The sequence below is a fragment of the Polynucleobacter sp. MWH-UH23A genome (assembly GCF_040409805.1).
Classification (GTDB): Bacteria; Pseudomonadota; Gammaproteobacteria; order Burkholderiales; family Burkholderiaceae; genus Polynucleobacter.
Genome location: NZ_CP099572.1, coordinates 138361 through 156199, shown reverse-complemented (window position 1 = coordinate 156199; position 17839 = coordinate 138361). Strand labels below are relative to the sequence as shown.

General features: G+C 44.8%; 19 protein-coding genes. 9 read left to right on the top strand and 10 right to left on the bottom strand.

Going from position 1 to position 17839, the window contains the following annotated elements:
- Positions 1-3: 3 nt before the first annotated feature.
- From NHB35_RS00885 to bioB, 6 genes are all read right to left on the bottom strand, one after another.
- Positions 4-1776, bottom strand: a complete 1773-nt coding sequence (locus NHB35_RS00885) for a penicillin-binding protein 2 (RefSeq protein WP_353432486.1) — start codon at positions 1774-1776, stop codon at positions 4-6.
- Complete coding sequence (ftsL, locus tag NHB35_RS00880) at positions 1773-2039, bottom strand: cell division protein FtsL (protein ID WP_353432485.1); 267 nt, start codon at positions 2037-2039, stop codon at positions 1773-1775. Before ftsL ends, NHB35_RS00885 begins: the two co-directional genes overlap by 4 nt.
- Positions 2036-2992: a 16S rRNA (cytosine(1402)-N(4))-methyltransferase RsmH gene (gene rsmH / locus NHB35_RS00875; RefSeq protein ID WP_353432484.1), complete on the bottom strand. Its 957-nt coding sequence runs from the start codon at positions 2990-2992 to the stop codon at positions 2036-2038. Before rsmH ends, ftsL begins: the two co-directional genes overlap by 4 nt.
- 12 nt (positions 2993-3004) lie before the next feature.
- Positions 3005-3433: a division/cell wall cluster transcriptional repressor MraZ gene (mraZ, locus tag NHB35_RS00870; RefSeq protein ID WP_353433359.1), complete on the bottom strand. Its 429-nt coding sequence runs from the start codon at positions 3431-3433 to the stop codon at positions 3005-3007.
- Positions 3434-3698: 265 nt separating this feature from the next.
- A complete protein-coding gene (coq7, locus tag NHB35_RS00865; RefSeq protein WP_353432483.1) occupies positions 3699-4328 on the bottom strand; it encodes a 2-polyprenyl-3-methyl-6-methoxy-1,4-benzoquinone monooxygenase in 630 nt (209 codons plus the stop codon).
- Between the two features lie 15 nt (positions 4329-4343).
- Entirely contained in the window at positions 4344-5333 is a 990-nt protein-coding gene (gene bioB / locus NHB35_RS00860) for a biotin synthase BioB (RefSeq protein ID WP_353433358.1), read from the bottom strand.
- Between the two features lie 137 nt (positions 5334-5470).
- Here bioB and bioA point away from each other — a divergent pair, with 137 nt between their 5' ends.
- From bioA to NHB35_RS00840, 4 genes are all read left to right on the top strand, one after another.
- A complete protein-coding gene (gene bioA / locus NHB35_RS00855; protein WP_353432481.1) occupies positions 5471-6817 on the top strand; it encodes an adenosylmethionine--8-amino-7-oxononanoate transaminase in 1347 nt (448 codons plus the stop codon).
- Complete coding sequence (locus tag NHB35_RS00850; RefSeq protein WP_353432480.1) at positions 6814-8058, top strand: 8-amino-7-oxononanoate synthase; 1245 nt, start codon at positions 6814-6816, stop codon at positions 8056-8058. Before bioA ends, NHB35_RS00850 begins: the two co-directional genes overlap by 4 nt.
- The gene (gene bioD, locus NHB35_RS00845; protein ID WP_353432479.1) at positions 8058-8774 is read left to right on the top strand and encodes a dethiobiotin synthase; all 717 of its coding nucleotides are present in this window, start codon (positions 8058-8060) and stop codon (positions 8772-8774) included. Before NHB35_RS00850 ends, bioD begins: the two co-directional genes overlap by 1 nt.
- Before the next feature lie 77 nt (positions 8775-8851).
- Positions 8852-10048, top strand: a complete 1197-nt coding sequence (locus tag NHB35_RS00840; RefSeq protein ID WP_353432478.1) for a M20 aminoacylase family protein — start codon at positions 8852-8854, stop codon at positions 10046-10048.
- Between the two features lie 10 nt (positions 10049-10058).
- On the opposite strand, the gene NHB35_RS00835 is transcribed toward NHB35_RS00840, so the two are convergent.
- From NHB35_RS00835 to apaG, 3 genes are all read right to left on the bottom strand, one after another.
- The gene (locus tag NHB35_RS00835; protein ID WP_353432476.1) at positions 10059-10835 is read right to left on the bottom strand and encodes an enoyl-CoA hydratase; all 777 of its coding nucleotides are present in this window, start codon (positions 10833-10835) and stop codon (positions 10059-10061) included.
- A 43-nt stretch (positions 10836-10878) separates the two neighbouring features.
- Positions 10879-12027: an MltA domain-containing protein gene (locus NHB35_RS00830; protein WP_353432475.1), complete on the bottom strand. Its 1149-nt coding sequence runs from the start codon at positions 12025-12027 to the stop codon at positions 10879-10881.
- Positions 12028-12185: 158 nt separating this feature from the next.
- The gene (gene apaG, locus NHB35_RS00825) at positions 12186-12560 is read right to left on the bottom strand and encodes a Co2+/Mg2+ efflux protein ApaG (protein ID WP_173954930.1); all 375 of its coding nucleotides are present in this window, start codon (positions 12558-12560) and stop codon (positions 12186-12188) included.
- A gap of 49 nt (positions 12561-12609) precedes the next feature.
- Here apaG and rpe point away from each other — a divergent pair, with 49 nt between their 5' ends.
- From rpe to trpC, 5 genes are read left to right on the top strand one after another with little or no spacing between them, the layout of a single operon-like run.
- Positions 12610-13335 (top strand): ribulose-phosphate 3-epimerase, encoded by a 726-nt coding sequence (gene rpe / locus NHB35_RS00820; protein WP_353432474.1) that lies wholly within the window; start codon positions 12610-12612, stop codon positions 13333-13335.
- On the top strand, positions 13335-14840 hold the full coding sequence (trpE, locus tag NHB35_RS00815) for an anthranilate synthase component I (RefSeq protein ID WP_353432473.1): 1506 nt from the start codon (positions 13335-13337) through the stop codon (positions 14838-14840). The genes rpe and trpE overlap by 1 nt, the downstream gene beginning before the upstream one ends.
- Positions 14824-15387 carry an aminodeoxychorismate/anthranilate synthase component II gene (locus NHB35_RS00810; protein WP_353432472.1) on the top strand — a complete coding sequence of 188 codons (564 nt, stop codon included), beginning with the start codon at positions 14824-14826 and terminating at the stop codon, positions 15385-15387. The genes trpE and NHB35_RS00810 overlap by 17 nt, the downstream gene beginning before the upstream one ends.
- 31 nt (positions 15388-15418) lie before the next feature.
- Positions 15419-16444, top strand: a complete 1026-nt coding sequence (trpD, locus tag NHB35_RS00805) for an anthranilate phosphoribosyltransferase (RefSeq protein WP_353432471.1) — start codon at positions 15419-15421, stop codon at positions 16442-16444.
- Positions 16445-16453: 9 nt separating this feature from the next.
- Positions 16454-17257 (top strand): indole-3-glycerol phosphate synthase TrpC, encoded by an 804-nt coding sequence (gene trpC / locus NHB35_RS00800; RefSeq protein WP_353432470.1) that lies wholly within the window; start codon positions 16454-16456, stop codon positions 17255-17257.
- Here trpC and NHB35_RS00795 read toward each other — a convergent pair.
- Positions 17238-17828, bottom strand: coding sequence for a hypothetical protein (locus tag NHB35_RS00795; RefSeq protein ID WP_353432469.1), 591 nt, complete (start codon positions 17826-17828; stop codon positions 17238-17240). The genes trpC and NHB35_RS00795 overlap by 20 nt on opposite strands.
- Positions 17829-17839: the final 11 nt, after the last annotated feature.

Genomic DNA, 17839 nt, shown 5'->3' with positions numbered 1-17839 from the left:
TCCTCATCGTTTTAAGACCGCATGTTGAGTCTGCGCATTTGCAGTACGAACTTCTGAAGGGCTCTTATCATCAAGCGCCATTTGCTTTACTTTGCTATCTGGAGGAATATTTAATGTTCTTAGAGTCTCTCCAACAATGGTTGAAAACACCGGCGCAGCCACATCGCCACCATAGTGACTTCCACCAGTTGGCTCATCAATCATGACAGCAACCACAATTCGTGGAGCACTTATAGGAGCAAGACCCGCAAAGTAAGCACGATATTTATTGCCGTACCCTTTGCCGACCAATTTATGAGCTGTTCCAGTTTTACCGCCAACTCGATAGCCCTCTGCTTGAGCTTTCACAGCAGTACCGCCTGGTTCAGTGACAGCTTCTAACATTTCGCGCATCTCAATTGCTGTTTTAGCTGAAAGAACTCGAGTACCTGACTTGAGGTCTGGGCTTCGTTCAATTGTTAATGGAACCAACTCGCCATCTCGGGCAAAAATGGTGTATGCACGTGCCACCTGGAATAAAGAGGCAGAAATGCCGTATCCAAACGCAATACGCGCTTGATCTGTTGGCACCCATTTTTTATATGGGTGTACTGTGCCAGCAACAGCGCCAGGGAATCCAATTTTAGGCGACTGACCTAAACCAACGGCCGTATAGAAATCCCACATTTCTTCTGGCGAGAGATTATTCATCGCAATTTTTGCTGTACCGATATTGCTTGATTTCTGAATAACCTGAGCAACCGTTAAATTGTCATAAGGATGCGTGTCGGTAATTGGCTTGGGACCAACAAGGTATTTAGCTCCAATGACCATACTGGTATTAGGAGCCACAGATCCCTTTTCGAGCGCAATGGCAACCGTTAATGGCTTCATAGTCGATCCAGGCTCAAATGTGTCAGTCAATACGCGATTACGCAATTGCTCACCACTTAAATTTCTTCGATCATTGGGGTTATAGCTTGGGTAATTTGCGAGCGCTAATATTTCTCCTGTTTGCGTATCTAGAACTACAGCTCCACCAGCTTTTGCACGATGCTGCTCAACAGCACTCTTGACTGCGTTGTATGCCAAGAATTGAATTTTGCTGTCGATGGAAAGTTGCAAATCTTTTCCATTTTGAGGCAGCTGTTCAATTGCAATATCCTCAACTACACGCCCAAGTCGATCAACTACCACGCGTCTTTGACCAGGATGGGCAGCCAAGTCTTTTTCCCTCGAAAGCTCCATGCCTTCCTGTCCCTTATCGTTGACGTTTGTAAAACCAACTACGTGGGCCATTGCTTCGCCCTCAGGATAAAAGCGTCTATATTCGTTATTTAAACCAATTCCAGGAATTTCTAGTTGCATGATTTGTTGCGCAATCGCAGGATCTACCTGACGCTTCAAGAAGACTTGTTTACGTTCTTCATTTAATTTTTTACGCAAATCTGTTTTACTTAATTGCAATAAGCTAGCAAGCTTCTGAAGCTTATCGAATGGCAAATCATCAGGAACTGTGTCATTGTAGGCAATGATGGATTTAGCCTCGAGACTGGTAGCAATTACTTGGCCATTGCGGTCCAAAATTTTGCCGCGGCTCGCCGGTAACTCCAACTCGCGTTGCGTACCACGCACACCTTTAGCCTCATAAAATGCATTCCCTGGACCTTGAATCCAAAATGCTCTCAACAGAAGCATCATAAAAACAAGAAACAAAAGAAACAGCATGAGTCTTGAGCGCCACATTGGCAAACGCAAAACTAGATTTGGCGTAGTAGAAAACCCAACTGACCTCATTGAGCCTCCTTTAAGTACAAAGTCCGCTCAGGAGAAATCGGAATCATATGTAATTGATTTCGTGCGACATCACGAATACGGGCAGACTTAGAGAGATTGCGCTGCTCATACTCCAAACGCAACCATTCTTGATTCAATTTACGCTCTTCTATTTGAGCACGCTCTAAAGTGATGAATAGCTTACGCGCACGTTGTTGCGCGGCTACTAGTGATAAGGCGCAGATTAGTAACAAAGCCAGCAATGTTAGAGTGGCGCGATTCATGCGACCGCTCCAATGCGTTTTTCAGCGACACGCATGATCGCCGAACGTGCACGAGGGTTATCAGCAACCTCAGCATCACTTGGCTTAACTCGCCCAATAATTTCTAATGCACTTTGTGGCAAATCTTTTTCTCGCACCGGCAAACCACGCGGTACTTCAACTGTTGAATGAGACTGTAAAAACTGTTTTACGATTCGATCTTCCAAAGAATGAAAGCTAATCACCGCAAGTCGAGCCCCTGGTTTCAATAGCTTCAATGCAGCTTTAAGTCCCAACTCCAAATCTTCTAGTTCGCGATTGATGAAAATACGCAGCGCTTGAAAAGTTCTTGTCGCGGGATCTTGACCCGCTTCGCGAGTGCGAACCACGCTTGCAACCAAATTTGCTAACTGGGTAGTTGTTTTTGGAGACAAGCCCTGCTCTCGCTTAGCTACGATAGCTTTAGCAATCTGAAATGCGAAACGCTCTTCCCCGTAAGTTTTAATCACGTGTGTGATTTCCTCTTGCGGAGCTTGCTCTAACCACTCTGATGCTGTCATACCTTGATTGGTATTCATGCGCATGTCGAGCGGACCTTCTCGACGAAATGAGAAACCGCGATGCGCTTCGTCTACTTGTGGAGAGCTGATCCCGAGATCCAACAAAATACCATCGACCGATCCTGCTTGCGTATACTGATCCATCTGCGCAAAGCTGTCGTGAATGATTGTTAGACGCGGATCGTTGATCTGCTTCGCTACTGCGATTGCGTCCAAATCTTTGTCGAAGGAAATCATACGCGCTGAATTTGGCAACTCCTTGAGCAACGCTTGCGTGTGACCACCGCGACCAAAAGTTCCGTCGATGACTAAGATATTTTTTGTTAAGTTTTGGTTTTGATTCTGAATGAGCGGGCCATTGATCAGCGCCGTCACCGCCTCGGCCAGTAACACTGGGCGATGAGTTATGTTCATAGCACTCCGTCATCAAAAATTAAATTGCTTGAGTGCTTCAGGCATGCCTTGTGCAATCGCAGCCTGTTCTTTTGCAGCATAGGTTGCCGCATCCCATAACTCCAAGTGACTTCCCATACCAAGCAAGATCACTTCTTTTTCAATACCTGCTGCAGCGCGTAACTCTGGACTTACTAAAACTCGACCGGCGCTATCAAGATCAATCTCCGCGGCATTGCCCAAGAAAATACGACGCCACCAATGTGCGTCCATTGGAAGTTGGGCAACCCTAGATCGGAAACTTTCCCATTCTGGTCTTGGAAAAAGTAGCAAACAGCCATCGGGATGCTTGGTGAGCGTAACGCGACCATCGCCTTGCACCAAAAGGGCGTCACGATGCTTTGCCGGAATCGACATCCGGCCTTTTGCATCTAAATTGAGAGCTGACGCACCTTGAAACACCATTTACCCCACTTTTTCACACTTCCTCCCACTTTAGAGGATCGGCATATTAGGGTCAAGTGTTTTTGGGTATTTTTTTAGGAATTTCTCTAATGTTTACAAACACTTAGCGTCGTATGTTGATAAAATGATGCTAATAAAATAGCTACTTAAAACAATGGCTTGGAAAATATACTTAAGACATTATCTTAGATATAAAGCCTAATAATCTAAGAAATACTGTGTTTATGTCCAGTATTAAATAAATTATTCGATTTTTTAAATACTAAATTTTGTAAGCAGTCGTTGTCATTAGCTTTGAGACTGCTTGCATAATCTTCTGAATTGGCTCAGGAAGGGTGACACCGCCAGCATGCAAAGCAGCCTGTCCATGCTCAATCTCATCGATACGCATTTGATCAACAATTGCACGAGAACGTTGATCATCTATTGGTAATTTGTCTAGATGATTTTCAAGATGTGCTTCGACTTGTTTTTCTGTTTCAGCAACAAATCCTAAACTCCATTTGTCACCAGCTAAACCAGCTAACAAACCTATTGCAAAAGATCCTGCATACCAAAATGGATTTAGATAACTTGTATGCGAATCTAACTCTTTAAGACGAGTTTCACACCAGGCTAAGTGATCCATTTCTTCTTGCGCAGAATGCTCTAGCATTTCTCTTATTTGAGGATCGCGTGCAACTAATTTTTGCGATTGATAAAGTGCTTGTGCACAAACTTCACCAACGTGATTTACGCGCATCAATCCAGCCGCATGTTTACGCTCAGCAGCATCAAGAGAATGTTTTGTAGTTGACTGAGCGTCTGGTGTTGGTCGGCTAGCATTTGCACCACCAACCACCGATCGCAGAGCGGTATCAAACTCAATAATCAGTCGATCAATGGGCGTCATTGGCTAAAAAATAACTTAAACCAAAACCTCTGCTTTGCAGCTTTGCTTTGTCTTTAAACCCAGCTCCGCTAAGAGTGCACGATCTTGCTCTGCCTCGGGATTACCGGTAGTGAGTAGTTGCTCACCATAGAAAATAGAATTCGCACCAGCCAAGAAACACATAGCCTGAACAGCTCTTCCGAGCTCTTGGCGACCAGCTGATAAACGCACTCGTGCTTTAGGCATTGTGATTCGTGCAACCGCAATTGTTCTTACAAATTCCAATTGGTCCAACGGTTTTTGATCTGCTAATGGCGTACCTGCAACTGGAACTAAATGATTAATAGGAACGGATTCTGGATATGGACTCAAGTTCGCTAAGCGCGTCAAAAATGCAGCGCGTTGTTCACGTGATTCACCCATGCCAACGATGCCACCACAACATACTGACATACCAGCTGAACGCACATTTGAAATCGTATCTAATCTATCTTGATAACCACGAGTAGAAATAACAGAGCGATAAAAATCTTCACTTGTATCGAGGTTGTGATTGTAAAAATCGAGACCTGCTTCTGATAATGCTTTAGCTTGATCGGCTTCCAACATTCCTAAAGTTGCGCAAGTTTCAAGACCCAATGCCTTGACACCTTTAATCATCGCAGTCACTTTTTCAATATCGCGATCTTTGGGTTCACGCCATGCCGCACCCATACAAAAACGATTTGACCCTGCCGCTTTAGCTGCTTTAGCAGCTTCCAAAACTTCCTCTAGCCCCATTAACTTTTCCGCCTTCACATCGGTGTCATAGCGAGCTGCTTGGGGGCAATAACCGCAGTCTTCAGGGCAACCGCCAGTCTTAATTGACAATAGGGTCGCCAATTCCACATCACCCTCAGGAAAGTAAGCCTTATGGGTCTCTTGGGCTTTCAGCATCAACTCGTTAAAAGGCAGGGCAAACAAAGCCTCCACTTTAGTTAGTGTCCACTCACATTCCGCATTAAGCTCTTTTCGCAAATCTGTCATGGATTTGATCTGAGTGAGGGGCTTTTCAACAGTTTGCACGTCCAGCATGGGTAAATTCCAAAAAATAGGTGAATCTCAGGCATAAACATAACAGATGGAAGCCGAAATTAGGAAAAACTAGTGGTCAAATATCGAATATGAAGGTTATTCCTGATCCAAATCAACCCACCCTCATTGATCGCAGCCTGGCAGCCGTTTGGCACCCCTGCACCCAAATGAAGCACCACGAGTCCTTTCCCTTAATTGCGATCGCAAAAGGAAAAGGGGCCTGGCTTTATGACGAGCAAGGAAATGCTCTCCTAGATTGCATTAGCTCCTGGTGGACAAACCTTTTTGGACACTCCAATCCTCTCATCAATCAAGCAATTCATGCGCAACTTGAAAAAATTGAGCACGTGATGCTCGCTGGCTTCACGCACCAACCCGTAGTGGAACTTTCTGAAAAATTATCCGCTCTCACCAATCATCACTTAGGTCATGTCTTTTATGCATCTGATGGTGCATCTGCTGTTGAGATTGCGCTCAAGATGAGCCACCACTTTTGGCAACACAACAATAAACCAAACAAGAAAAAATTTGTTTGTCTTGAAAATGGTTATCACGGGGAAACATTGGGTGCGCTAGCAGTAACTGATGTTGCTATTTTTCGTGAGGCCTATGGGTCACTTTTGCAAAATGTTTTTACTGCACCATCGCCTGATGCACGCAAAGCAAAAAAAGGAATGGGTGGTGAAGATGTTGCAAATGATGCAGCAGAAAAACTAAAAGAGTTGTTCGCCAAAGAACATCAAAATATTGCTGCAATCATTGTTGAGCCATTAGTTCAGTGCGCCGGTCAAATGGCGATGCATTCACCTAAATACTTACGTCTAGTGAGAGACTTATGCGATCAATATGAAGTGCATATGATTGCAGATGAAATCGCCGTAGGATGTGGGCGTAGCGGTAGATTCTTTGCTTGTGAACATGCTGAGATTTGGCCTGATTTTCTGACGCTTTCCAAAGGAATTAGCGGTGGATATCTCCCACTTTCACTGTGCATGACAACAGACAAAATCTATCAAGCGTTTTATCAAGATCAAACTCGACACGGCTTCCTACACTCGCATTCGTACACTGGAAATCCTCTTGCTTGTGCAGCTGCTTTAGCTTGCTTAGAAATTTTTGAATCAGAAAACGTTCTGGAAAAAAATAAAATTCGCTCAAAGGAACTAGCAGCAGCTTTTGAATGGGCAAAGACTGATTCACTAGTTGAGCACTGGCGTCAACAAGGAATGATATTGGCATTTGATATCAAATTATCTTGTTTAAAAAATCCAAACGCTTTCCCCCGAGAAATGTTTGCGCATAGCTTGACTGAGGGCATCCTCATTCGACCCATTGCCAATACGATTTATGTCATGCCGCCCTACATCCTTTCTCCAGAAGAGACTCAATCCATGGGGCAATCGGTGAAGAAGGCTTTAGATAAGGCGCTTGCATGAGTCAGTCATCAAGCTCATCATTTAAGGCATTAACCCTAGCCGAAGAACAAATTGCAGACTTAGATTTGCAATTGCTGAAGCGTAAATTGCGCGTTACTGAAACTCCTTGTAATACGAAAGCATTGGTTGGCGATCGTGAACTTAAAGCTTTTTGTAGCAATGATTACCTAGGGCTTGCTAATCACCCAGTAATCACTGAAGCCCTTGCGGAGGGTGCTCGCAGATATGGGGTTGGTAGTGGTGCATCCCATTTAATTAGCGGCCATAGCATTGCACATGAATTACTAGAAAAACAGTTGGCGGCATTTCAGGCTGCGCACATTCCCAATGCCCGCGCATTATTTTTCAGCACGGGATACCTTGCTAATCTGACCGCTATTACTGGTCTAGCAAGGCTTGCTCCGCGAGGTAATGTCAGCATCTATTCTGCCAAGCTCAATCATGCTTCACTCATTGATGGGGTTCGTTTAGCAAGTGCTCAAACCAATGCCAGTGTCACACTCTTTGATCACACACAGCCCGAGCTCTTGCTTAAGGATCTTCAAAAAGATACCAAAGCGCTCAAACTCATTGTGACGGATGCTGTTTTTAGTATGGACGGCGATCTAGCGCCTGTAAAAAAATTACTGGCTATTGCCGAGCAATGTGATGCGCTGCTAATGGTAGATGATGCCCATGGATTTGGAGTATTGGGCAAGCAAGGTCACGGGGTTTTAGAGCAAGAGCAAATTTGCTCCGACCGAATTATCTACATTGGAACTTTAGGTAAAGCGGCTGGGGTCAGTGGCGCATTTATCTGCGCAGAAAATACTTTTATCGAGTGGCTTATTCAAAAAGGTCGACCTTATATTTACAGCACCGCCACTCCACCAGCAATTGCACATGCTTTGCTGCAAAGCTTGAAAATCATTGAGTCCGAAGAAGGTGCTAAACGTCGCACCCACCTAAACCAATTGATCAGCATTTGGCGATCAGAAATGAAATTCTCTAGCTGGGAGAAAGTACTTTCTTGCACACCGATTCAGCCAATTATTTTAGGTAGCAATGCGAATGCTTTGATGGCCGCAAAACTATTAGATGAGGAGGGGTACTGGATTCCGGCTATCAGGCCACCTACCGTTCCTATCGGTAGTTCACGCTTGCGAATTACTTTCTCAGCAAACCATAGTGAAGAAGACCTTCTAGCCCTCGTGAGAACACTGCAATCTATTGAACAGCGAGTAATAGAAAAGGCTCATTGATGAACTCTTCTTCTGGTTTTTTTATTACTGGCACCGATACTGAAGTTGGAAAAACATTGGTAAGCGGTGCTTTGATTTTGAAGTTTCGAGAATTAGGCAAACAGGCTGTGGGTTTTAAGCCGGTAGTTGCTGGCACCTACACAGGGCAGAATGGTCAACCCTTAAATGAGGATCTCGAAACTTTACGAATTGCCTCAAGCCTGGGGCCAGATCAACTTAGTCTCTGTCCTTATGCCTTAGATACTCCAGCAGCACCGCATTTGGTTGCAAAAGCGAAAGGTATTCACCTTGAGCTCGAGACTATGCTGAAGGCATACAAAGATCTGCAAAAAGATAACGGTTGTGTTGTTGTGGAGGGGGCAGGCGGTTTTCTAGTACCTTTAAATGATCAAAAAGACTTAGGTGATTTTGTCCAGCAAATTCAGTTGCCAGTAATCTTGGTCGTAGGCATGAAACTGGGATGCATCAATCATGCACTGCTCACCATTGAATCAATTCGCGCACGTAAGCTTTCTTTTGCAGGTTGGATTGCGAATACCTTAGATAAGGAAATGGCTTTATTGAGTGAAAACATCGAAACGCTTCGGGAACGAATAGATGCGCCATTTTTAGGGCTAATACCCACACTGCCATCGAGCATTCAAAAATTAAACAATCAACCCTATTCTCTTGAAGCACTAGAGTTTGCTGCGCAGCATATTCAACTACCCGCTTAGCAACACTAAATACATAAGAATTCGCCTGTACTTGGGTTTGGGGTGCACTTCATTTCAGTTTCGGATAAGATGAAGTAATGCATTTACTTCCAGAAATCATTGAGTCCGCGCCAGAGATACAAGAAATTCGGCGCAATATTCATGCACACCCCGAATTGCGTTTTGAAGAAAATCGCACCGCCGATCTCGTTGCAGAAGCGCTCTCTAGTTGGGGTATCAGCGTATTTCGAGGAATGGGTAAAACGGGCGTCGTTGGACGACTCGATGGAGACTTGGGTCCCGGCAAGATGATTGGCTTACGCGCTGACATGGATGCTCTACCCTTACAAGAGCACAACAATTTTGCGCATACTTCACGTAATCCCGGAAAGATGCACGCCTGTGGTCATGATGGGCACACTGCCATGCTCTTAGGCGCTGCTCAATATTTATCAAATCATCGAGATTTCAAAGGTAGTGTGATTTTTATATTCCAACCAGCTGAAGAGGGTGGTGCTGGCGCTCGCGAAATGATCAAAGATGGTTTATTTGAACAATTTCCTTGTGATGCCGTATTTGGATTGCATAACTGGCCCGGTTTAGCTGAAGGTGATTTTGGTGTAACGCCAGGGCCAATGATGGCCTCTAGCAATGCATTTGAAATTACTGTCACCGGCAGAGGTGGTCATGCCGCTCTTCCGCACAACAGCGCTGATCCAGTACTTGCTGGTGCGCAAGTGGTGTTAGCTTTGCAAAGCATTATTACTCGCAATAAACGTCCTGTAGATGCTGCAGTACTATCAGTAACGCAATTCCACGCGGGGGAAACTAGCAATGTCATTCCGGATAGCGCCTTTATTGGTGGCACTGTGCGTACGTTTACCTTAGAAGTGCTTGATCTAATCGAGCAACGCTTAAGAGAAGTTGCTCATAGCGTTGCGGGCGCATTTGACTGCCAAGCCGAAATTAGCTTTTCTAGAAACTATCCACCCTTGATCAATCATGCAAATGAAGTGGAGTTTGCAAGTCAAGTGATGAGTGAGTTAGTAGGCAAACAACGCGTCAATACATCTATTGACCCAACTATGGGTGCCGAAGACTTTGCCTTTATGTTGCTAGAGAAACCTGGTTGCTATGTCTTTTTAGGCAACGGTGATGGCGATCATCGATCGACTGGTCATGGCATGGGCCCATGCCATCTGCACAACCCTTCCTATGACTTTAATGATGCACTGATCCCAATAGGTGTGAACTACTGGGTCAAATTAGCCCAACGCTTTTTAGAGAAGAATTAGGCACTAAGAACTAAGAATTCGTAAATTTAGCGGGGCGTTTTTCCATAAAGGCGGCCATCCCTTCTTTTTGATCATTAGTTCCAAAGCATGCATGGAACAAGCGGCGCTCGAAATGAATGCCTTGGGACAGAGTTGTTTCGTAAGCAGTATTTACAGCCTCTTTCACCATCATCGTTGTTAGCAAAGGCATATCAGCGATATCTTTAGCGATTGCCTTAACTTCTTTTAACAAATCGGCTTTTGGGAATATTCGCGATACTAAGCCAGCACGCTCAGCTTCGGCAGCATCCATCATTCGACCCGTTAAAGCTAAATCCATTGCCTTTGATTTTGATACGGCACGAGGAAGACGCTGTGTTCCGCCAGCCCCAGGAATGATGCCCAGCTTAATTTCAGGTTGCGCAAATTTCGCATTATCAGCAGCCATAATCATGTCGCACATCATTGCTAATTCACACCCGCCGCCCAAGGCATATCCAGATACTGCCGCAATTACAGGCTTACGCACTTTTTGCATGTGCTCCCAATTGCGAGAAATAAAATTATGTCGATAGACATCCTGCAAACTACGCTTCGCCATAGCAGCGATATCCGCGCCCGCAGCAAATGCCTTTTCATTACCAGTGACAATGATGCAGCCAATGTTGTCGTCCGCATCAAACTTAAGCAAGGCTTCGCCAAGCTCGTCCATTAATTGATCATTCAGCGCATTTAGTACTTCAGGACGATTTAATGTGATGGTGGCAACCTTATCTTCCACTTCGGTCAAAATTGTTTGATAGCTCATTGCTTTCTCTCTACTTGATGTTTATCTTTTTTAGATTGCTGTATTAACGAGGTAACAACAACCACATCCTGCCATTCTGCTTCATGCGTCCAGCCGCCTCACCAGCGGCGTCACCCGATCCCCAATAGTAATCGGCTCGCACCCCACCGACAATGGCTTTGCCAGTATCTTGCGCAAAAACCAGCTTTTGCAGTGGTTGATTACTTAAAGGTCTAGTCGTTACTAAAAATACAGGTGCGCCCAGTGGCATCGCTTGCAAATCAATAGCAATACTTCGCTCACCCGTTAATGGCACGCCTAATGCACCAGTGGGGCCCAAATCGGCATCTACATTGCTGGGTAATTCTTTAAAGAAAACAAAACGGGGATTGGCATTAAGCATTTCATTCACGCGATCTGGATTGCGTTTTGCCCACTGTGAAATTCCTTGCATTGTCGCTTCACTTCTTGTGATTTCTTTACGATCTAGTAGCCATTGCGCAAAAGATTTAAACGGCTGGTCGTTCGTTCCTGCAAAACCTAAACGCATCACGCGACCGTCTTCAAGACGAATTTTTCCTGAACCTTGAATTTGCATAAAGGCTGCAGCAACTGGATCTTGAACCCAAGCAATTTCAGAGCCTTTGAGTATTCCTGAGCTAATTAATTCAGCACGAGCGGGTGCTGGATTTGGTTTAGATTTTTTCCAAGCAGCAGGATAAGCATAAAGCGGCACACTATATGTGCTTGTTCTTGTCTGAGAGCCGTTCATCACTGGTTCGTAATAACCAGTGATCAAGCCTGTATCAGTTCCAGAATTGTTTCGAACTTCATATGCTTGAAAGTTGTTTTCAAAATATCTGCGAATGGCCTGGGAATCCCGGTTCGAGACGCTTGCAGCTTGAGCGCATACTTGTCTCCAATTGACCTCCCCGTTGCGTGCATTACGCTTGAGTAAACCCTCACAGCTCTTCTGCCATGCTGGCCATGCTTGTGCCAACTCATCCTCCTGCCACCCTGGAATTACCTGCCATGACACAGCGCTAAAGTTTGCGATGGATGAACTGTATGTTGAAGGGGCTGCTCCTGCGCCACTAGCTCGATAACCTGTTCCACGCGTTGGAGGGGTTGAACACGCTGTTAGCAAAGCAAGGATCGAAATTGCTGTAATTGCGACTAAACTTACCTGAGGCCATTTATATTTAAAAATCATGATTGCCAATTTACTTGATGAATACCCAATGCTACTGTTTGTCATTGAAGGCGCTATCGCGCTAGGACTTTTGTTGTTTATTGTTCTATGGACAGGTAAAGGCAAAAAATAATTTTCTAAGCCTGTTGCCTTAATTCAACATGGAATGTTGGGGCGACTTAATGCAGCGTCCGCGGCATTACTAAGGCAAATTCGGGAATGGGTGCCTGAAAAAACTGAGCATCCTCTGTTACGCAAAAATACTCGCCACGCATAGTTCCTGCAGGCGTAGGGAGGGTAGCCCAGCTGGTGTACTCAAAATGCTCCCCTGAGCGCAATAAAGGCTGTTGCCCTACTACTCCTAGGCCTTTTACTTCCTGAACATCGTTATCCCCGTCTGTAATGAACCAATGGCGGGCTATGAGCTGAATACTGGCCGACCCCGTGTTACGGATGGTGATCGTATAGGCGAAGGCAAATTGGCGATTATCTGGGTCAGATTGGTCCGGAAGATACTGAGTCTTAACCGTAATGCTGATTTCATGAGGATTCATGTTGGAATTCTGCTCCATCCTAAGGCCAACTGCAAGCTAGAATCTAGGGATGGAAAGCGAAAAAACATCACCAAATCCGCAATTTGTCATTGCCCCGTCTATTTTGTCGGCTGACTTTGCCTGCCTTGGCAAAGAAGTCGAAGATGTTTTAGTGGCGGGCGCTGACTGGATTCATTTTGATGTGATGGATAACCATTACGTTCCCAATCTCACCATTGGCCCCTTGGTTTGTGAGGCCATTCGCCCTTATGCCAAGAAAAATGATGTGCCAGCAGTAATCGATGTTCACCTCATGGTTGAACCAGTTGACCGCATCATTCCCGACTTTGCTAAAGCGGGTGCAAATTTGATTAGCTTTCATCCAGAAGCAAGTCCACATGTGAATCGCACATTAAATGTAATTCGTGATCAAGGCTGCCAAGCTGGTCTTGTTTTAAATCCAGCCACACCAATTGACCACTTAGATCACACACTGGAATTATTAGATTTGGTGTTGCTGATGTCTGTGAACCCTGGATTTGGCGGTCAATCGTTTATCCCAAGCACCCTGCAAAAAATTGCACAAGTACGGACTCGACTTGATCGTCATCAAGCTGAAACCGGTCGCAAGATTCGTCTTGAAGTTGACGGTGGCATCAAAGTCGACAATATTGCACAAGTTGCTCAAGCGGGTGCCGATACATTTGTAGCCGGCTCAGCAATATTTGGCAAAGACAACTACGAGCAAATCATCAAAGAAATGCGCACTGAATTAGGAAAGTTAGGAAAAGCCTAATGCAGCGCGAAGAATTTAATTCCCTAGCGAAGCAGGGCTTCAATCGAATTCCTCTTGTCAAAGAGGTATTAGCTGATTTAGAAACGCCACTGTCGCTCTACGTCAAACTCAGCCAAGCATTTGGCAGCAAAAATACTTACCTTCTCGAATCTGTTTTAGGGGGCGAGCGTTTTGGTCGCTTCTCCTTTATTGGTCTGCCTGCGAAGACGATTGTTCGTACTGTTGGTACTCCGTTAAAACCAGTAAACGAGGTGGTAACAGACGGCAAGGTAGTTGAAACGAATACAGATAACCCACTGGATTTTGTAGACACCTACTTCAAGCGATTCAAAGTTGCAGTGCAAGAGGGGCTGCCACGTTTTTGTGGTGGCTTAGCAGGCTATTTTGGCTACGATACTGTTCGCTATATTGAATCACGCTTAGCTAAACATGGTTTACCTGATGAGCTAGGTGTCCCAGATATTCAACTCATGCTAACTGAAGAGTTAGCCGTTATCGATAACGTTGCAGGCAAGATTTATTTCATTGTGTATGCTGACCCTAGCATTTCTGATGGCTATGAGAAAGCGCAAACACGCCTCAAAGAATTATTTGCCTGTCTTAGCAAACCCGTCAGCATGCCACCCGCATTAGCCAGTACAAAAACTGAGCTCATCCGAAAATTTAAAGCAGCAGATTTTGAAGATGCAGTTCGTAAAACCAAAGAATATATTTTGGCTGGCGATTGTATGCAGGTTGTTATCGGCCAACGCATCAGCAAGCCATTTACAGACTCACCCCTATCTTTATACAGGGCTTTGCGCTCCCTGAACCCATCGCCTTACATGTATTTCTATGACTTTGGCGATCTGCAGATTGTGGGCTCCTCTCCTGAGATTCTGGTTCGACAAGAAAAACGTGCGGCAGAAAAGATTGTCACCATTCGTCCGCTTGCTGGCACCCGTCCTCGGGGTGCAAATCCAGAGGAAGATGAAAGGCTTGCTAAAGAACTATTAGCAGACCCCAAGGAAATTGCGGAACACGTCATGTTGATCGATCTTGCACGCAATGATGTGGGGCGAATTGCAAAGACCGGCTCTGTCAAAGTAACAGACTCGATGTCAATTGAAAAATACTCACATGTTCAGCACATTGTGAGTTCTGTTGAAGGCGATCTTCTAGACAATATGAGCAATATGGATGTATTAAGGGCGACTTTCCCAGCAGGCACTCTATCTGGCGCTCCAAAGATTCGCGCCATGGAAATCATTGATGAAATGGAAATTGTGAAACGCGGTGTTTATGGTGGTGCGGTGGGTTACCTTTCCTTTTCTGGTGATATGGATGTTGCGATTGCAATTCGTACTGGGGTGATTCGAGATGGCATGCTGCACTCCCAAGCTGGCGCTGGCGTTGTTGCAGACTCAGACCCAACTGCTGAATGGAAAGAAACTGAAGCAAAGGCTCGCGCTGTACTGACTGCAGCTGATTTAGTTCAAGGAGGACTTGATGCTCCTAATGATTGATAACTACGACTCATTCACCTACAACCTCGTGCAGTACTTTGCAGAGTTAGGTGAAGAGGTCAAAGTCTTTCGTAATGATGAGATTGCGGTTGCGGATATTGCCAAGCTAAACCCAGCACGCATTTGTATTTCTCCAGGACCATGCAGCCCTACTGAAGCGGGCATCTCCGTTGAGACCATTCAGAAATTTGCAGGAAAACTTCCGATTCTCGGCGTATGTCTTGGTCATCAAGCGATTGGCGAGGCCTTTGGCGGAAAAATCATTCGTGCTCAAAAAGTGATGCACGGCAAAACGGATGATATTCATCACACCGGTGTGGGCGTTTTTCAAAATCTACCCAATCCATTTAAAGTAACGCGTTATCACTCTCTGGCCATTGAAAAAAGCTCATTGCCAGCATGCTTAGAAGTAACCGCCACCTCTTCAGATGGTGAGATTATGGGCGTAAGACATCGCGAGATGGCTGTTGAAGGCGTTCAGTTTCACCCGGAGTCCATTCTTTCCGAGCACGGACATGCCTTGCTGAAAAATTTTTTGCAAATGTAGTTACTGAATTTAATTAAACGAAATCAGCCTCATGCCAATTACCCCACAAGAAGCCCTGCAACGCTGCATTGAACATCGCGAACTGTTTCATGATGAGATGACCGACATGATGCGCCTCATCATGAGCGGTGAAATGGCGCCTGAGTTAGTTGCTGGTTTATTGGTTGCCTTACGGACCAAAAAAGAAACTGTTGGTGAAATTGCAGCAGCAGCACAAGTCATGCGTGAGTTTGCTACCGAAGTGAATGTAGAGGATCGCTCTCATTTAGTTGATGTTGTAGGCACCGGTGGTGATGGCGCGCACACCTTCAATATTTCTACGGCAGCTATGTTTGTAGCCGCAGCAGCTGGCGCAAAGATTGCCAAACATGGTAATCGCAGTGTTAGCAGCAAATCCGGCAGCGCAGATGTTTTAGAGGCCCTGGGCGTCAATTTGGCACTGTCTGCCGATCAAGTTGCTAAATGCATCTCTAATATTGGTGCTGGCTTCATGTTTGCCCCCAACCATCACCCTGCAATGAAAAATGTTGTACCCATTCGAAAACAATTAGGCGTACGTACTATTTTCAATATTTTGGGGCCATTAACTAATCCAGCTGATGCAAAGCGCATTTTGATGGGCGTATTTCATCCGGATCTTGTGGGTATTCAGGCAAGGGTTTTACAAGCCCTAGGTATGGAACATGCCTTGGTCGTATACGGACGTGATGGCTTAGATGAAATCTCACTCGAAGGTCCAACTTTAGTTGGTGAACTCAAAGATGGCGTCGTACGAGAATACGAAATTCATCCAAAAGATTTTGGTTTAAACACAGCACCCACAAACAGTTTCAAAGTTACTAATGCCGAAGAGTCCAAGAAAATTGTGCTTGAGGTGATTGATAACAAACCAGGTCCAGCAAGTGACATAGTTTGCTTAAATGCAGGTGCTACGCTTTACGTAGCAGGTGTAGCATCAGATATCGCCAGTGGTATTGTTAAAGCTAAAGCAGCCATCAACTCTGGTGCCGCACGTCAAAAATTAGATGCATTTATTGCAGCCACTAAATCCAATTAATACAGCTTCATGAGCGATATTCTCGATAAAATTGTTGCAACCAAGAAAATTGAAGTTGCCCATAACGCAAAGCAAATCTCTCTTGCGAATCAACGCGAAAAGGCTCATGCCAACAATCAAGATTCGCAACTAAAGCCACGTGGCTTCATTAGCGCTATTGAACAAAAAATTACTGCAGGTAATGCAGGCGTAATCACTGAGATTAAAAAAGCAAGTCCAAGCAAGGGTATCCTGCGTGAACACTTCATTCCCGCTGAAATTGCCAAATCTTATGAAAAGCACGGGGCAGCATGCTTGTCGGTGTTAACAGATGTGGATTACTTCCAAGGAAACAACCTCTATCTTCAAGAAGCGCGCAATGCTTGCAGTATTCCGGTTCTGCGTAAAGACTTCACCATAGACCCCTATCAAATTTATGAAGCGCGCGCGATTGGCGCAGATGCGATTCTGCTGATCGTAGCTTGTCTTGAGCTTAATCAAATGAAAGAGCTTGAAGCTTGTGCCCACGAGCTCGGATTAGATGTATTGGTAGAGGTCCATGATGGATCTGAACTTGAGCAAGCACTTGAGTTAAAAACCCCCTTGCTGGGCATTAATAATCGCAACCTCAAAACATTTGAGGTCACACTCCAAACCACCCTATCGCTACTGCCTTCAGTGCCTAAGAACAAAATTTTGGTTACCGAATCTGGGATATTGAGCCGCGAAGATGTGCAACTGATGCGTAGCAATCAAGTAAATGCTTTTTTAGTTGGTGAAGCCTTTATGCGCAGCGCCGATCCAGGTAAGGGCCTTAGCAATCTATTCTTTTAAATCGCTTGATTAGATCCAAGCTAGATTTAATCAATGCTATTAACAAGATGGAGCCCATCACATCACCAATAGCCATCACAGCGAAGTGATTCATACTTCCAGTATTTTCAAGCCCAACGGTGGCATACCAATATTGATGTAAGCCAGCACTCATCAAGGCGTAGATCAAAATACAAAGCAATAATTTTTGTAGATTCATATTACTCAAATCTGACTCTAACTTCACATTACTAAAGACAAATATCCTAGCAAGGTATGGGGCAAATCCAGAAATGATCCCGGTGCCAGTACAAATTATGAGATCCGATGAAAGCCCACCAAAATAACTTATGAAGGTTGAAGCGACAGCAATTCCGATCGCTCCTGGCAAACCAAAAATCAAGGTTAAAAATAATCGCAGGCCTGCGGGTAAATAAATCCAATTCACGCCAAGGCCAAAAACTAATTCACTAGTAATCCAGCTATTAATATAAAAAAGCAATGCGTATGCAGATGCACTAATACCTACATTTATTAATCCTATACGTATAAGCGTTGTTAATTGCGTAAGGGTTGAGAAAAATTTTGACATTTGTACAGTGT